This window comes from Phocaeicola sp. RTP21198st1_B8_RTP21198_201120, assembly GCF_040929485.1.
Lineage (GTDB): Bacteria > Bacteroidota > Bacteroidia > Bacteroidales > Bacteroidaceae > Phocaeicola > Phocaeicola dorei.
In genome coordinates, this window is the sequence record NZ_JBCOCI010000042.1 from 271 (window position 1) to 16361 (window position 16091).

Annotated in this window: 16 protein-coding genes and 3 pseudogenes; 8 read left to right on the forward strand and 11 right to left on the reverse strand. The window is 38.4% G+C overall.

Translation table 11 applies throughout. From position 1 onward, the window contains the following. Window positions 1-350: carboxypeptidase-like regulatory domain-containing protein (locus AB5935_RS14715; protein WP_368327463.1), on the reverse strand; the 350-nt coding region annotated here is incomplete at its 3' end. 673 nt (window positions 351-1023) lie between these two features. Here AB5935_RS14715 and AB5935_RS14720 point away from each other — a divergent pair. From AB5935_RS14720 to AB5935_RS14745, 6 genes and pseudogenes are all read left to right on the forward strand, one after another. Continuing rightward, window positions 1024-1374 (forward strand): hypothetical protein, encoded by a 351-nt coding sequence (locus AB5935_RS14720; protein WP_038610027.1) that lies wholly within the window; start codon window positions 1024-1026, stop codon window positions 1372-1374. 41 nt (window positions 1375-1415) lie between these two features. Continuing rightward, a pseudogene (gene tnpB, locus AB5935_RS14725) lies at window positions 1416-1704 on the forward strand (IS66 family insertion sequence element accessory protein TnpB). A gap of 86 nt (window positions 1705-1790) precedes the next feature. Further along, window positions 1791-3353 (forward strand): annotated as a pseudogene (gene tnpC, locus AB5935_RS14730) (IS66 family transposase). A gap of 61 nt (window positions 3354-3414) precedes the next feature. Continuing rightward, entirely contained in the window at window positions 3415-3786 is a 372-nt protein-coding gene (locus AB5935_RS14735; RefSeq protein WP_038610024.1) for an ATP-binding protein, read from the forward strand. A gap of 410 nt (window positions 3787-4196) precedes the next feature. Then, window positions 4197-4502 carry a hypothetical protein gene (locus tag AB5935_RS14740; RefSeq protein WP_038610020.1) on the forward strand — a complete coding sequence of 102 codons (306 nt, stop codon included), beginning with the start codon at window positions 4197-4199 and terminating at the stop codon, window positions 4500-4502. 101 nt (window positions 4503-4603) lie between these two features. Continuing rightward, window positions 4604-4798: a hypothetical protein gene (locus AB5935_RS14745; protein ID WP_007844347.1), complete on the forward strand. Its 195-nt coding sequence runs from the start codon at window positions 4604-4606 to the stop codon at window positions 4796-4798. A gap of 919 nt (window positions 4799-5717) precedes the next feature. Here AB5935_RS14745 and mnmE read toward each other — a convergent pair. The 6 genes from mnmE to AB5935_RS14775 form a co-directional block, all read right to left on the reverse strand. Then, complete coding sequence (gene mnmE, locus AB5935_RS14750) at window positions 5718-7211, reverse strand: tRNA uridine-5-carboxymethylaminomethyl(34) synthesis GTPase MnmE (RefSeq protein WP_032934246.1); 1494 nt, start codon at window positions 7209-7211, stop codon at window positions 5718-5720. Between the two features lie 13 nt (window positions 7212-7224). Next, entirely contained in the window at window positions 7225-7710 is a 486-nt protein-coding gene (locus tag AB5935_RS14755; protein ID WP_007844402.1) for a GAF domain-containing protein, read from the reverse strand. A 209-nt stretch (window positions 7711-7919) separates the two neighbouring features. Continuing rightward, window positions 7920-8798: a nucleoside phosphorylase gene (locus AB5935_RS14760; RefSeq protein WP_007844403.1), complete on the reverse strand. Its 879-nt coding sequence runs from the start codon at window positions 8796-8798 to the stop codon at window positions 7920-7922. 192 nt (window positions 8799-8990) lie between these two features. After that, a complete protein-coding gene (floA, locus tag AB5935_RS14765; protein ID WP_005839405.1) occupies window positions 8991-9989 on the reverse strand; it encodes a flotillin-like protein FloA in 999 nt (332 codons plus the stop codon). Between the two features lie 145 nt (window positions 9990-10134). Beyond that, complete coding sequence (locus AB5935_RS14770; RefSeq protein ID WP_007833506.1) at window positions 10135-10605, reverse strand: NfeD family protein; 471 nt, start codon at window positions 10603-10605, stop codon at window positions 10135-10137. 13 nt (window positions 10606-10618) lie between these two features. Beyond that, entirely contained in the window at window positions 10619-12028 is a 1410-nt protein-coding gene (locus tag AB5935_RS14775; RefSeq protein WP_007833507.1) for a tetratricopeptide repeat protein, read from the reverse strand. A 142-nt stretch (window positions 12029-12170) separates the two neighbouring features. Here AB5935_RS14775 and AB5935_RS14780 point away from each other — a divergent pair, with 142 nt between their 5' ends. Together AB5935_RS14780 and AB5935_RS14785 are read left to right on the forward strand one after the other, a co-directional pair. Beyond that, window positions 12171-12914 (forward strand): ATP-binding protein, encoded by a 744-nt coding sequence (locus AB5935_RS14780; RefSeq protein WP_008656412.1) that lies wholly within the window; start codon window positions 12171-12173, stop codon window positions 12912-12914. A gap of 130 nt (window positions 12915-13044) precedes the next feature. Next, a complete protein-coding gene (locus AB5935_RS14785; RefSeq protein WP_008656413.1) occupies window positions 13045-14250 on the forward strand; it encodes a site-specific integrase in 1206 nt (401 codons plus the stop codon). 8 nt (window positions 14251-14258) lie between these two features. Here AB5935_RS14785 and AB5935_RS14790 read toward each other — a convergent pair whose 3' ends face one another. From AB5935_RS14790 to AB5935_RS14805, 4 genes and pseudogenes are all read right to left on the reverse strand, one after another. Then, window positions 14259-14456 carry a hypothetical protein gene (locus tag AB5935_RS14790; protein ID WP_032950645.1) on the reverse strand — a complete coding sequence of 66 codons (198 nt, stop codon included), beginning with the start codon at window positions 14454-14456 and terminating at the stop codon, window positions 14259-14261. A gap of 4 nt (window positions 14457-14460) precedes the next feature. After that, window positions 14461-15168: a membrane lipoprotein lipid attachment site-containing protein gene (locus AB5935_RS14795; RefSeq protein WP_051926274.1), complete on the reverse strand. Its 708-nt coding sequence runs from the start codon at window positions 15166-15168 to the stop codon at window positions 14461-14463. Window positions 15169-15258: 90 nt separating this feature from the next. Next, on the reverse strand, window positions 15259-15906 hold the full coding sequence (locus AB5935_RS14800; RefSeq protein WP_368327464.1) for an MAE_28990/MAE_18760 family HEPN-like nuclease: 648 nt from the start codon (window positions 15904-15906) through the stop codon (window positions 15259-15261). Further along, window positions 15906-16091: pseudogene (locus AB5935_RS14805) on the reverse strand (DUF262 domain-containing protein); the annotation flags it as partial. The gene AB5935_RS14800 and the pseudogene AB5935_RS14805, both read right to left, overlap by 1 nt.

Genomic DNA, 16091 nt, shown 5'->3' on the forward strand with positions numbered 1-16091 from the left:
GAAGTGGACTCCTCAATCATGCGGATATTAAAAACCTCTGTTTCGGAAGTCACCTTTTTCTCAACGTTTTCATAACCAATAAATGAGAAGGAGAGTGTTTCACCAACTGCAACCCGAATGGAAAAGCGCCCATTAATATCTGAAATAACCCCTTGCGTGGTTCCTTTCACCAATATCGTGGCGCCGATAATGGGATTCCCATATTCGTCTGTCAGTAGACCGGTTACATTTTTGCTTTGCTGAAGAGTTTCTTGGAAAAGTTTCTCTTCTATTTCCATTGGCTTGGCCAAGACAGATCTTTGCCCGATAAACATGCTCAAGCAGAGAACTAAAATGAACGTTTTTTTCATTTAAACATGATAACTTTAAGGTTAATTATTTGATATAATTCTTTTATTTAAGGCCTTAAACGCAACAAATATATATAATATTATTAATACAAACAATATATTTATTAAAAATATTTCATAATTCCACGCAATTTTTCAAATTAAATGGTTGTATATGGTGTGTTAATATATTAAATTTACTAATTATCCAATATATCATATACATATCTAATTATTACATTTTTATTATGTATAGTATTATATGTAAATAAGGAATATAATTCAATAAACAAAAACATTTATTCGGCTTAACTTGCCATCCTCAATTGGTAGCTATGGTGGTAATCTGTTCCATCGCAATCATAGTTTCATTTTTATCTCTCTTTGTTCCGAATCTTCGAGCTCAGAACAAGGTTGTTTTTTACGTGCGACACCCGACGGCAGAAGCGAGAATCGTAAGCAAAGAAGCCTCTGTAAATTTTAAAAATGCTATAATCTCTCTCTGACATTGGAAAGTTTGCGTTAAATTCCAGCAAGTCAGTCTCACAATACTTGGTCCACCATATAAGCGTCTCCGCGTTTCTATATTGTCTCTCTTTTTTCGTTCTTATATCTTTGCCTGGTATAAAAATGAATCATTATGGATTTAGCAGAAAATAGATTTAGAAAAACCTGGTAACGTTTCCTTGAAGTATTGAAAGTAGACTGTCATTGTTCTTTAGCCGATGTTTGCCGCGAGCAGCATACCACTTCTGGAGGTATGAGTTCCTGGATGTCCCGACGGGGCTATAGTGTTAAACAAGCTAAGGAAGATGCGGTCCGTAATTATTATGGCGGTGTTTCCCCCTCCCGACCGACAAGTACCTCTCCTTCGTTCAGTCAAATAGTTCCCGTCATGTTGTCGGAAGAAGAGTTCAGCCTTTCCGGAGTCACAATCACCTTCAATAGCGGTATGACCATTTCGTTCAAACGGGTCACTCCCGGCGGTATCATTCAAATGTTGCACGATTACGAACGAAGAGAGGGGGATCCATGTATTCTCTAACATCAGCCAACTGATACTACCTGTATCAGGGCTTTGTCCGTATGAACCTTGGCATTGACGGTTTATTCAATATTATACGCTCAGAGATGAAAGGTTTGTCTCCCATATCAGGAGTTGTCTTTTTGTTCTTTGGCAAGAACCGACAGGGTGTAAAAATACTGCATTGGGACGGTGACGGCTTTCTTCTTTACTACAAGCGTCTCGAAGGTGGAAGTTTTGAGCTGCCGACATTTAACCCCGATACTGGCAATTACGAGGTTTCCTATCAGATTTTGTCTTTTATCCTGAATGGAGAAGTTCGTGCGACTGCGAAAACGCTTTAGGATATGACATAATCGTTTGTTCCTTAATAATTTACATCACAAATATTGTCTGATTTCCATGGCTGTCCCGTTAATATTTCGTATCTTTATGCCATGAAAAAGGATGAGATCATAGAGTTATTGAAGGAACAAATCAAGGGATTACGGGATGACAACAACAGGCTTCTGGTCCAGATAGATGCTTTGACAAAAGAGGTCTCCTCCCTTAAGGAGGCACTCCTTCAAAAAGGTGAATCCCTTGGCAGGCAACAACGCATTGCCAAGGGACTCGCCAAACTTGTATCCAACACATCCGAACGGCAACAGGCTCCCCGGCCTGCTCTGTCCGAAGAGGAGAGGCGGAAGGCAGAAGCGGAAAAAGCCGCCGGGCGTAAAGCCAGGAAGAACAATGGGGCCAGACGTGACATGCATTATGAGCTGGAGGAGGAGGAACATGTCGTTTATCCCGATGATCCCGGTTTTGACATCAATAAAGCCCGGCTGTTTACTCCCACTCCCAGAATATGCGTCCGCTATGAATGTGTCCCCATGCGCTTCATCAAGCACGTCTACAAGATACACACCTATACGCAGGACGGCCGCCTGTTTGAGGGAAAAACACCGGCTTCGGCTTTCCTGAATTCCAGCAATGACAGCTCATTCATTGCCGGAATGATAAAATTACGTTACATACAATCACTGCCTGTAGAAAGAATCATCAGCTACTTCGAAGGTTATGGCTTTACGCTGAAGAAACCCACGGCCCATAGGTTGATGGAGAAAGCCTCAGGCCTCTTCGAAAATCTTTATCAGTGTATCCGCAGACAACCTTGGGCGATCCTTATAAGGCAGCTAATGAAACCTATTACAAAATACTCGTCCCGGAAAAGAACAGTAAGGGAAAAGGAGTCCGCAAGGGATACCTCTGGGTGGTTGTGGGTATAAACATCGGGATGATATATCTGCTCTACGATGACGGTTCCCGCTCTGAAAGAGTTATTCTTAACGAATTAGGCAGTTGCAAGGGCATCTAAAAGTGACGGCTACTCACCTTACCGGAAACTCGAAAGCGATGCTTATCCCCATATCACACGCATCCCGTGCCTGCAACATATAAAACGGAAATTTATAGATAGCGGTGAGAACGACCCGGATGTAAAAAGAAGCGTGGAACTGATAAACAAACTTTATCAAAACGAGCATAAGCATAAAGTCGGGGTGGACGGATGGACGGCGGAACAGCATCTTGCACACCGCAAAAAGTATGCTCTGGACACACTCGGGGAAATAAAAGATGTGCTTGATGAAATAGAAGAACGGGGGGACTTGTTACCCAAGAGCGAACTAAGGGAAGCCATTACCTATCTTCGCAATGAGTGGAATGCCGTAGTGGACATCTTCAACTATGGTGACACTTTCCTGGACAACAATATAGTTGAACGGATGAACCGGTACATATTCCTGTCAAGAAAAAACTCATTGTTCTTCGGCAGCCATAAGGGTGCCGAACGGGGCGCCATACTCTACACGATAGCACTCACTTGCAGGATGCATAAAGTAAATCTGTTTAAGTATCTCACGGATGTGATAAACAGAACCGCAGAATGGCAACCGAACACGCCACTGGAAAAATATAGGGAACTCCTGCCTGACAAATGGGAAAAGGAGAATAGCTAAACAAGGCTTATTAAACTTTTTATTCTACCACACTATATAGAACCGCGGAGACGCTTACATAGTGATTGACAAGGTATGGGATTACATCAACCAGCCTGCCAGCAATTCGCTTCTGCATTACAATGACGGCTCTTATATATTCGATATACCATCTTTCAACAAGGGGGCAATCAGAGAGGCGATATTGAATGCTTGTTGCCACCGCTCAATGTTGATTCAGAGTGATGTTGTCATCAAGCAATATCCCGATAGTATAACCATTACCAATGCTGGTGGTTTTCCGTCCGGAGTGGATATGAACAACATTTTGACAGTGAACAGCGTTCCGCGCAGTAAACTGATGAGCGAGATATTGCAGAAGACAGGATTGGTGGAGCGTTCCGGTCAGGGAGTGGATAAAATGTTCTACAACTGTATTACTGTGATGTGCTAAGTTGTGTATGTGATTGTTTTACTGACTATTACAAAAAAAAGTAATAATCTGATTGAACCTGCTGTTTCGTCAGCAGTAGCCTACGGCAGGTGCATAACCAATAATGGTCTTGTACTAAGTTGCTCGGACAATGAAGCCCTTCCGAAAGGAGAAGTTTGAACCGTGAGGGGAAAGCAACTGCTATTAGTGTCATATAGTAGGGGAGCTAGGCTGGATGGTATGAATAACAAATGTGAACTGTTGCTTAAACATCGTGATTGTAGAAAAGCCAAAGACTACTGACAGGCTTTACCAAAAGGTATGCAGTCGGTTAATCCTTTGCCGAGCAACTGAATGTCTTTGAATTGCTGGCTTTGTACAAAATGGCAATGAGGGATTGCGAGGGGCTTGATGAAAAGATTTTATGAAAATTGTCGGAAGAAAACCTTATCGGTTACGAAAACGGCTCTCATCGCTTGTCCGAGGAGTATCGGAATGAGTCTGCTGAAAGATTGAAAGGAATGAATATGAATTACCTCAAGTTGGTTTCAGGCTGTTTTCATAAAAATGGTTATATAAATCGTTCTTTTCTCAAAAAGGTATTTCAAGACATGTTGTCCGAAAAACAAATTAGAGGCTTGATTTCAAAGATGAAAAATGCAGGGATTATACAGAAAGATGGTGCAGGCAAATATACCCGTTATGTAAAAGCACCGGATTTTCCATCGTTTGTCTAGGGCCGCAAGAATCAATTTTAGGGTCGTAAGATTTCAACTGTCTGTTTATCAGCTTATTTGATTAGGGAAACAAGGGGCTTGATAAGGCAAAGATTCAGCAAATGATAATACAATATTTGCAGAATGCAGGTTCCTCAGGAGCAAAGCGTGATGCCATTTTTGAATATTTGAAAGAGGTATTACCCCAGAATAAGACCCAAGAGCAACAAGAGCGTATGATTGGCAATATTCTTTCTGAGATGAAAGAGATTGGATTGATTCATCCCGAAGGTCGGACATGGTTTTTGGGGTCGTAATTCATCAATTATAGTTGAAATATGACTATTTATAACTGTCAAATGAGATTATAACTTAAAAGTAGTCAAATCCTTGGTTTAATCAAGAAATTGGCTACTTTTATATCAGAGTTGTTTGACAAAGCATAATGCAGAAGATTAGTGCAACACCGCTGTCGCCAAATCGTTACCAACAACTTTCTACCATAGTATTTGCTATTTGTGTATCAATCAGATACGGAATAATTGATTATCCGTTGCAATGATAAACAATTTTTGCGAACGAGAGATTATAAGTCATAAGATAATGTTTGTATAGCCCACTTATATACAACTCTACCGTTTTGATGCAGTTTGTTATTGGAAATAACTTCTTCATCATTGATAGAATTTTTTTGACTGGTTAGATAGAGGTCTTTTCCAAATTCTCCATTCGTTTCTGTTATTATTTCCAATAATCTTGCTGTCCACTAAAAATGTGGATAATATTGAAAAGTTCCACAATAAAATAAAGTTGGTTCAGAACCAGCAAGTCCATGACAATATTGTAGGTACCAACCAGTAGGAATTCTAAGATTAATATTTCAATAGAATGTTATTTGTATTTACATCGGAATATCATCTGTAGTAATTCTTATTCCGAATATATCAATGTATATAACTGTTTATCAATGCTGTACAATTCAAATATATTTGAGACTGAGAAATAAAAAACATTATTCAGACATCAAATATCTGCTATTTTGACAGATTTTATAGAGAAAAGCCTCAAAATTACATCAAGGGACAAAATTTTGTCCCTTGATGCCACGCTGAAGGACAAACGAGGGACAAAAGTTGAAAAAATCAGAGATATTACATTTTCTGACTTAGTATTTGCTTCTATTATGTATATATCTATCAGTTGGTTATATAGATAATTGATAATCAGTAGGTTAAGCTATTTGCCGATGCAAAAGTTTTGAAATATATTTTGCAATGTTTCTTCCGAGGTTATACCTCCTTCTGCAACAATCTCACTTAGTTCGTGGATACATTGTCTTAAATCCTCACTTACCAAATCTCCTGATAATCCCAATTGCAATCCTTCCTGTACTCTATGAATAGAATCCAATGCTCGTGTTAATGCTTCGTAATGGCGTACATTTGTAATGATAATATCGTTTTGGTTGATTTCTGGTAAGGCGGCTGCCTGTACTAACTTTTTTTCCAGGATCGTTATATTTTCCCTTTTCTTTGCTGAGATAAATAGTTTTTCCACTTTCATGTCAGCAAATATAGCTGACAACTCTTCTTTTTGTATTGCTAGTAACAGATCTGACTTATTAAATAAAATAATCATCTTTTTCCCTTCGCAGTGTGGAAGAATTTCGGCTTTTAATTCTTCGAACCGTCTTTGGGCATCTGTAGAGTCTATCATCCATAAAATGACATATGCTTGGTCCATCTTTTGGAAAGTACGTTCTATCCCTAGATTTTCTATTGTATCGTTCGTTTGGCGGATTCCAGCTGTATCAATAAATCGGAATGTGACACCTTGTAAATTGATCGTATCCTCTATTACGTCACGGGTCGTTCCATGGATATCACTGACAATGGCTTTTTCCTCATTCAGCAACGCATTCAGTAAGGTGGATTTTCCAGCATTCGTCTCTCCGATAATTGCTACAGGAATGCCATTCTTGATTGCGTTTCCTACACTGAAAGAATGAGCTAGCTGGGCAATAACTTGTTCGATATGGGTAGCTAGACTGCTCAGTTCGTCACGATTGGCGAATTCTAGTTCTTCATGATCACTGAAATCCAGTTCTAATTCCATTAACGAAGTGAAATGAAGCAATTGGTTACGCAGGTTAGAAAGTTCTTTACTGAATCCTCCACGCATTTGGCTCATGGCTAGGCGATGGGTGGCGGCAGACGATGAGGCTATCAGATCGGCCACAGCTTCGGCTTGGCTCAAGTCCATTTTTCCGTTTAGAAAAGCACGTTGGGTGTATTCACCTGGTAGAGCGGCACGACATCCATTATAGATCAGGAGTTGTATAACTTGCTGCAGGATATAGGATGAACCATGACACATGATTTCCGTACTGTCTTCACCGGTATAAGAATGAGGGGCACGGAACAAAGAAATTAAAACTTCGTCTATTACTTCTTCTGCAGAAGGTATAATTGATTCTTTTTTTTGTAACGTTTCACTTTTTTCTTGCGGAATTTCACTCGTTTTTTGGAAAAGTGTATTATTAATTTTTCGCTTTGGGGAACAAATCTTTCCGAAAGTAAGAGTATATGGTGCTCGTTCTGTCAGTGGCTTGCCTGTGGCGGGTGTAAATATGCGTGACGTTATTTCAATCGCTTTTGGGCCAGATACACGAATTATTCCGATGGCTCCTCCCTGGGCGGTGGCAATGGCGCAGATTGTATCTTGGTTTATCATTTTCATTTGGTTAATAATATAATGTTTTAGCTACGATGGCTGTTACTTCTTCTAAATAACGGCGGTCTGTCTCATCAAAAGAGTTTAATAGATTACTGTCAATATCCAATACTCCCTTTACTTGTCCATTAGCAAGAATAGGAACAACAATTTCGGAGCGGGAAAGAGAACTGCAGGCTATATGTCCGGGGAATTGTTCTACATTGGGCACTATCAAGGTTCGAGCTTCTGACCATGAGGTTCCACATACTCCCTTTCCTTTATGGATGCGATAACAGGCGGTGCTTCCCTGAAAAGGTCCTAAAATAAGTTGGCCGTCTTTAACCAGATAGAAACCTACCCAAAAAAAGCCGAAGGCTTCCCGAAGAGCAGCGGCAGTATTGGCCAAAACACTTATTTCTTCTTTTTCATCTGATATTAAAAGTTCAAACTGAGGGAGGAAAAGACGGTAACGTTCTACTTTATTACTAGTTGTTTGTTTGAAACTGGTTTCCATATTTTTATTTGTTTTATGAGGGGACATCTTGTTGTTTTTTTACAAAAAATGGTCTTCTATGAAGCGATGTCCCCTGTTAGGTAAAAAGAGTTGGCTTATTCTGTAAAAAATCTGTTTATGCCAATCTTCTTCTCGATGATAATAAGAATAAGTATTGATAGATGATCCGGTGAATTTTATCCATATTATATAGACAACTAAATTGGGAATTATATTCTTTCCAAGACTTTTTCTATCAAACCATCAATAGAGTTTTTATAGCCGGTATTGGCTTCCTTTATTAGTCGGTTGGCAATTACCATACATACAGTCATGGCTTTGTGTCCCATCAGGCGTGCTAATCCGGCAAGGGCGGAACTTTCCATTTCAAAGTTAGTGATGCGATAGTCTTTGTATTCAAATTTCTCAATCTTTTCATTCTGTTCAGGATCGGCCAGTGGAATACGGAGTTCTCGTCCTTGCGGGCCAAAGAAACCTCCTGCGGCGATAGTTATGCCACGGACCATATCATTTTGCGCGATGCGGTCTATTAATTCCCGGTCGGCATCAATGACGTATGGGTGGGCGATGCATACATTACCTTCCCAACCCATGTAATTTATAAAAGCTTGTTCGAATTTCAGATCGCAAACCTCATTGCGTCCGGCGTAGAAATTGAGTAGTCCATCAAAACCGATAGACTTTTCAGAACAAATATAGGTGCCAACGGGAGTATAAGGCTGTAATCCGCCACATGTACCGATACGTACTAATTCCAATTGGCGTAAGTGGTCTTTTTCATAACGGGTATTGAAATTAATATTGGCCAAAGCATCTAATTCATTCATCACAATGTCTATATTGTCACAACCTATACCGGTGGAAACTACGGTGAGACGTTTCCCTTTATAAGTACCGGTAATGGTCTTGAATTCACGGCTTTCTATTTCACATTCTTTAGTTTCGAAATGAGAAGCTACTAATGCTACACGCCCAGGGTCACCTACTAGAATTATTTTATTTGCCAGCTGTTCCGGTTTGATATGAAGGTGAAAAATAGAGCCGTCGGGATTGATAATCAACTCAGATTCTGCATAATATTTTTTCATAATCTTTTTTTTGTGGTTAATGGTCTGTATAATTGATGTTATATTTCTTGTCTTTTTAATGGGTATACAAACAGATTATTTCTTAGATGTAGATGCCACGGATTTATAAACTTTCATTGATATTAGCATGATAAAGAGAAAAACAGTTTCATTCGCATCCAAGAAAAATACATTAATCGTTGAATACTAGTTTTATTTGCTTAATGGTTCATTACCGAAAGTTGTTTCGGGTTTTGCAATATTTTCACGCATGGAGGTATCTGCTTGTATATTCTTCATGCGGTAATAGTCCATAATGCCTAGGTTGCCACTACGAAATGCTTCCGCCATGGCCTTGGGCACTTCGGCCTCTGCCTGAATTACATTCGCACGGGCCTCTTCTGCTTTGGCTTTCATTTCCTGTTCCAAAGCGACGGCCATCGCACGGCGTTCTTCTGCTTTGGCTTGTGCAATATTCTTGTCGGCATTGGCCTGGTCTATTTGTAAAGCAGCTCCAATATTTCTGCCTATATCAATATCAGCTATATCAATAGACAGGATTTCGAAGGCCGTACCGGCATCTAAGCCCTTGCGGAGTACTAATTTAGAGATAGAATCAGGATTTTCCAATACGGATTTGTGATTTTCGGACGATCCGATAGAGGACACGATACCTTCACCAACACGTGCTAGAATCGTGTCTTCTCCGGCACCTCCTACTAATTGGCGGATATTGGCGCGTACAGTGACACGAGCTTTAGCTATAAGCTGTATGCCGTCTTTGGCTACAGCAGTAACGGGAGGAGTGTCAATAACCTTAGGGTTTACTGACATTTGCACGGCTTCGAATACGTCACGGCCGGCTAGGTCAATACCAGTTGCCATTTGGAAAGACAGTTCGATGTTGGCTTTGGATGCGGATACTAGTGCGTGTACTACTTTTTCTACATGCCCGCCTGCCATATAATGAGCTTCCAATTCATCTCGGGTTATGTTACTTAAGCCAGCTTTATGTGCTTCAATCATTGCTGGGACAATGACATAAGGAGGAACATTACGGATGCGCATTAAGAATAATTGCACCAATGAAATGCGTACTCCCGAAACTTTGGCAGACAGCCAGAGGAAAAATGGTACATAATGAAAGAATAGTACCACGAAAATAATTCCACCTCCTATAAGGATGAAAGGAAGATAGTTGGGTTCGATCATAATAATCAATTGTTTAAAAGTAAATATTTATATTTGAACAGCTCCACATCGAATCTCTGCTGTTTTCACTATTGTCTAAAATATACTTGAATGAGAATGTCAATCAAGAAATTTGATAAAATCGTATTTGTAAGTCATTTTTCTATCATAGGTTGAATTTGCGTACAATCACCGTTCCTTCAACCATTCTTTCTACATAAATGGGGGTATTCTCATCAATCAAGCCATCGGCAGAGCGCACTTCGATGATGTGTCCATTAAAGTTTGCATTGCCTATCAGTGCAAGGCGGGTTATTGCTATGCCTTTGTCTCCGATGCGGATATGGGTTCCTTTTAGGGGATCGATTTTATAATCCAGTGTTTTCTTCAAAGAAAGCTTGTCCATGGTTTTTGAGTGCATAAACCAGATGATAATGGCTATGCAACTTAGGACGGATGCTATCAAAGTAATGAATCCTGCTATCGGTCCTAATGTGTCGAAAGCGTAATAGTTGGCATATAGCAGGCAGATGGCCGATGCTATTCCGGCTATACTGATGCCGGGAATAAGGAAAACCTCTACAATAAAGAGAAGTACTCCTGCCAAGATGAGCGCTATGATAATAAATACTTCCATAAATATCTTTGTATTAGTGTTTCAACTTCTTTATTTCTTCGTTGCGGACGCTGATATCCAGTTGGGCCATTTCTTTCAGAAGTTGTTCAGTACGTTTTTCCAATTCCAAAATGGCGGGTGTCAAATTCTTCTTTCGTGCACTGTTCCCTTGGGCATATTGTTCGCGTTTGTCATCCAGATTTTTCTTCAGGTTGTCATAATCCTTCTGCTTTTGTATTCTTTGCTGATAAAGTTTACGTGCTTCGGCAGAGCGGAAGTCGTTCAATGTGTGGTAAACAGCAGAGTCATCTATTATCAAGGTGAAGTCTTTTTGTTGTTCTCCGGATTCTTTGGCATACATTATTGCCGCTAGGCGTTGCTTGCCGGTTCGTACTTTCTCTTCATCTTTCCAGGTGGTACGGATAGAATGTAGGCTGGCCGCATTTATAATGATCTGTTCGTCTGTACTTTCGTAATTGTATACTTCTTTTGAAGAGTTCGGTACAAACACATAGATACAGACTTTGTTATCAGGCTGATAGCGGTCTGAAGCAAACCAGCCAATATTGTTGAATTCATCAATGGCATACATATAGTCATTGGCGGGAGAGTTAAATGGCATTCCTATATTATCGGGACGAAGATAATTGCCATTTTCCGAATCATAGCGAGTTACAAAAATATCGTACCCCCCCAAAGAGCCTTCTCCATCCGATGCATAATACAAGGTAATGCCATCTGACATTAAGAAGGGATAGTTTACATTTCCCTGTTCATTAAGGGACATGAGGGGTTCGGGCTCGCTCCAGCCGTCCAACAGACGGATACGGGAGTAGAGTTGCATTTTGCCGTCTGTGCTTTTGTTCCCGTAAAGTACTTTATTGCCCATTTCGGTTTGATAGACAGTCCCGGATATGGTAGGATCGTGATAGAGTGCTCCCGATTCTCTACTGATTTTATATGCTTTCAGAAAATCATTTTTATCGACTACAAAACTATCTATTACAGTAATGTTTTCCACTCCTTTTATCATACGGGCTGCTTGCTTTATTTGTTCCAGCTCTGCTTCAGCCATTTCGGTAGGGCGTTTTTTCTTTTCCAACCATTCTATGTGTTGTTCGTAGTTATCTACGGCATCGTCAAACCGATAGATATCATAATATAGTTTCCCTAAATAGCGGTATGCGTCAATGACTTTGCGGGCGGCGCTTTTTTCAAGGTAGGGCTGTGCTTCTTTTTTTTCTCCTGTTTCATAACAACATGCGCCATACCAATAATTATAATTGGCATTAGAAGGGGCTTGCTTTACCAGCTTTTGGAAAGCTGGTTTGGCTTGTTCAAATTCTCCGTTCAGGAAAAGTTGTTTGGCTTGTGCCAAGCTTTGTGCCGCAGTGTTGCCTGCGCAACATAAAGTAAATAAACCAATGATATATTTTTTGTACATAGTTAGTTTATAATCCGTATTATTTAGATTCAAAAATACAAAGATTAATTGGAATTCTCATGCTTTAATAATTCTATTTTGTTAAATCTTCCATAAATCATTCTTTTCATGTACTTTTGTGCCCTATTTTTAAAGAAGATGTATGGCACAATTTACGGAAGACGAGAAAATAATGCGAAGGTTGGAGCAACGCTTTAACAAGGGGGTGGTAAAGTATCGCTTGATTGAGGATGGTGATAAAATTTTGATAGCTCTTTCTGGTGGAAAGGATTCTTTGGCTCTATTGGAGTTATTGGCAAGGCGTTCACGTATTTTGAAACCGAAATTTGCAGTGATAGCTGTGCATGTAGGCATGACAAATATTCCTTATCAATCTGATTTGGAATATCTGAAAGGCTACTCAGAGGATTTAGGGGTGCCGTTTGTGCATTATGAAACTTTTTTTGATCTGAGTACCGATACTCGGAAGTCTCCCTGTTTCCTTTGTTCTTGGAATCGGAGAAAAGCTTTGTTCACGGTGGCAAAGGAGCAGGGGTGCAATAAGATTGCTTTAGGACATCATATGGATGATATCTTGGAAACTTTGTTGATGAATATTACTTTTCAGGGAGCGTTCAGTACGATGCCTCCTAAATTAGTGATGCGTAAATTTGAGATGACAATTATTCGTCCTATGTGCTTGGTACATGAAGCGGATTTAATTGAAATGGCACGTATCCTCGGTTTTCGTAAACAGATCAAAAATTGTCCTTATGAAAGTTTGTCGAATCGTTCAAATATGAAAGATGTTTTATATTCTCTAGAAAAAATGAATCCTGAAGCACGGTATAGTTTGTGGAGAAGCATGACAAATATTCAGGAAGAACTGTTACCTGGGATTGAATAACAATGATTTATAGTTTTATATCACTGTTTATCTGTATCTTGTTTTTTTATAATAGTCTGTTATAAGAGGTTATTTCGGGTTATTTATTTATATTTGTGTGCAACTTATGTGCAACTTAAATATAAATATTATGGCAGTATTATCAATTTACTTGGATACGAGGAAGAAAAACTCGTCTGATGTATATCCTGTTAAGTTCAGAATATATCATAATAAGGCTTTTTTTATATCGTCAGGAATGTATTCAAATGTTAATACATGGGATAATGGTGAGTATGGGAAAAAAGAACCCAACTATAAAGTGAAGAATATGGCACTCCGTAGCAAATATAATCTCCTAGAATCAGAATTGCTGTTGCTGGGGGGTAAACTGAAAGGTATGTCCGACAAGCAGCTTAAAGAACACCTTTCTAATATTATTTCATTAAAGCCTGTTACTTCATGTGACTTTTTACGTTATTATGACGAATATATCTCGTTGAAGGATAAGAAGAGCACTAAGGATAATTATATAAATACACGGAAACTGATAGTTGAATTTGATGACGCTCCTACCTTTGAGACAATAGACCGAAAGTGGCTGACATCCTTTAACCAGTTCTTGGTGGATAAAGGATATATGACTAATTATATAGGCACACATTTAAAAAACATCAGGGCTGTCTTTAATTATGCTATTGATGAAGAAGTGACAACTCTTTATCCATTCAGGAAGTTTAAAATCAAGAGGGAACAAACGAGGAAGCGGAGTTTGACGATTGATGAATTGAAATTGTTGAAAAATTATCCATGTGAAGAATATTTGGAGTTTTACCGTGATATCTTTATGCTTATATTTTACTTAATAGGCATCAACCTTGAGGATTTGCTTTTTCTCACTAAAGATAATCTGATGAATGGGCGTATTGAATATTACAGGCACAAAACAGGAAAATTGTTTTCTATAAAAGTGGAGCCAGAGGCACAATCTATACTGGATAAATATAAAGGTGATAGATACTTGCTTAATATTATGGATAACCGTAGTAATTATACTAGTTTTACTACTAGCATTGACAGAGCATTGAAACAAATAGGTGAGGTCTCTATTTTGAAAAGGGGGAAAAAGATCAGAAATCCTCTTTTCCCAAAATTGTCCACATATTGGGCAAGGCATTCATGGGCTACATTGGCAGCGGAACTTGATATACCTAAAGAAACTATATCTGCCGGTTTAGGACATGAGATTGGTTCTGATGTTACTAGTATCTATATCAAATTCGATCAGAAGAAGGTGGATGATGCCAATAGGAGAGTGATTGACTATCTGTTTGGAAAAGAAAAAGCCGGGGAATGATGCCCGGCTTATATCGTTGGTTTAGAACCGCCACTTATTTTGGTTATAGCGTCATGCTCTGTGTTTTTTCTTTGTTTCTCATCCTCGTCTTTGAGATACTTGTTCCTTATATCTTTGATGTCGTTTGTCATTCCCCATACTTTGAAGAAGAGAATAATTTGTAATACTCCGAATATTAGGAGTATGATGGTTAGAAAGTCAATCATAATTTTAGAATTGGTATTTTTCTTGTTCTTTCTGTTTTAGTTCTCGTTCCTGTATCTTTTTAGCTTCTTCTGTATTTTTTTTAGTGGGGAACTTTGAATTAACTATTGCTATTCTGTAGTAATATTCGCTTCCACTATATACTTCTCCAAATTGGATATAAATAGACTTGTCTCCTATTTCCCATCTCTCATACATAAATTCGTCCCCTTCATTGAAATCAGACAGACTGATTTCTTTACCGAAAGAATATGCTGGTTTCCCATATCTCTTTTCAAATTGATGAGATATTCGCATGACATCTATTTCCAAGTCGTCAATGTAATTTGCTGTTTCCGGGCATGTTTTAATATCTATACGATATAGTTCGTCCATTTCAAATTCTGCATAGAAATTACATATTGTCATTTTATTATTAGCAATGTTCATGTTTTCAAACTTCATTGATATGGTTTCTTTGGAATATACAGAAGACTCCTTAAAGGTATTAGTTGATAATACTTCTTTTTGCGACATCCCGAATTTAGCATCACCCCAAGCTATCAATGCCAAGGAATCTATTCTTGTTCGCTCCAGAGAATCCTTGACTTCTTGTTTTCGTATCTCTACCATTACAATACTATCTTGACGCCCTTGATTTTTCTGTCTTTGATTTTTTATGTTGCACCCACTAAACAATAGCATTGCAATAGTAAAAAATAAAATCTTTTTCATAATCTTAGATATTTAGTTTTGTTCTTTAAGCCAATGAAAGTGTTTGGATTCTTGAGGTTACTTCAGTTGAAGAAATTTGTTTTAATAATTTTAGTGTATTAAACAGTCCTCATTATTAATGTATTCTTCAAATACTGAAGTTATATAACTACAGTATGTGCTAATATCATTATATATATTTTCTATTTCGCTTATAGTGTATCTTCCTCCTATAACTGAAGCTAATTCCCGTCCATGAGCTATTGCATTTCTATGATTCGCCAATGTTGATAAACGCCCTTTCATTTTGTCTTCATTTACTACAGGAGCGGAAATTCCAAAAATGTTCCATATAGATTCTATTTGTTGGTATTTTATATTTCCTGAACCTGCAGGAAATAGGTTGTCTTCTATATGACAAACTTGACTGCAATTTATTTTGGAAAATAAATCATGTCTTTTCATCCATTTTTTGTCTCTTGCTTCTATCATAGCATTACATTCATCATTGAAAACCATTGAGTACAATGTCGGTTTAAGATCTATTATATCATACTTCTTTTGATTAATAATAGATAAACATTTTTGAACCGAAGCAGTTATTGTATATTCTAAAACGCCATACAGTATTACAAAATATGTACCTTTGAACACTCTCATGTCGAGAACTTCAGTTTTAGCGTTGTCTTTTATTAGGGAATAAAATGATTTTACCTCCTTTAATCGTCTATTGACTTCAGCATTTACATCTTCGAACATTATTTTGAAAATTTGCTTCTACAGAATTCTATTCTTGCAAAGAGTTTGGGTTTTGAATTTGTAGCTCCAGTGATTAATTTATTAAAATCTTTATCAGTTACCCAATCATAAAAAGAGGAAATGTTAATAGATTCTTTTTCCTGTAGGACTTCAGCGGCACCAACAGAAACGGCTTGAGAAAGAAC

Coding starts and splice junctions, on each gene's coding strand:
- AB5935_RS14745 (WP_007844347.1), top strand. CDS start 4,604: ATGATAATACAATATTTGCAGAATGCAGGTTCCTCAGGAGCAAAGCGT.
- AB5935_RS14755 (WP_007844402.1), bottom strand. CDS start 7,710: ATGGAAACCAGTTTCAAACAAACAACTAGTAATAAAGTAGAACGTTAC.
- AB5935_RS14760 (WP_007844403.1), bottom strand. CDS start 8,798: ATGAAAAAATATTATGCAGAATCTGAGTTGATTATCAATCCCGACGGC.
- floA (WP_005839405.1), bottom strand. CDS start 9,989: ATGATCGAACCCAACTATCTTCCTTTCATCCTTATAGGAGGTGGAATT.
- AB5935_RS14770 (WP_007833506.1), bottom strand. CDS start 10,605: ATGGAAGTATTTATTATCATAGCGCTCATCTTGGCAGGAGTACTTCTC.
- AB5935_RS14775 (WP_007833507.1), bottom strand. CDS start 12,028: ATGTACAAAAAATATATCATTGGTTTATTTACTTTATGTTGCGCAGGC.
- AB5935_RS14780 (WP_008656412.1), top strand. CDS start 12,171: ATGGCACAATTTACGGAAGACGAGAAAATAATGCGAAGGTTGGAGCAA.
- AB5935_RS14785 (WP_008656413.1), top strand. CDS start 13,045: ATGGCAGTATTATCAATTTACTTGGATACGAGGAAGAAAAACTCGTCT.
- AB5935_RS14790 (WP_032950645.1), bottom strand. CDS start 14,456: ATGATTGACTTTCTAACCATCATACTCCTAATATTCGGAGTATTACAA.
- AB5935_RS14795 (WP_051926274.1), bottom strand. CDS start 15,168: ATGAAAAAGATTTTATTTTTTACTATTGCAATGCTATTGTTTAGTGGG.
- AB5935_RS14800 (WP_368327464.1), bottom strand. CDS start 15,906: ATGTTCGAAGATGTAAATGCTGAAGTCAATAGACGATTAAAGGAGGTA.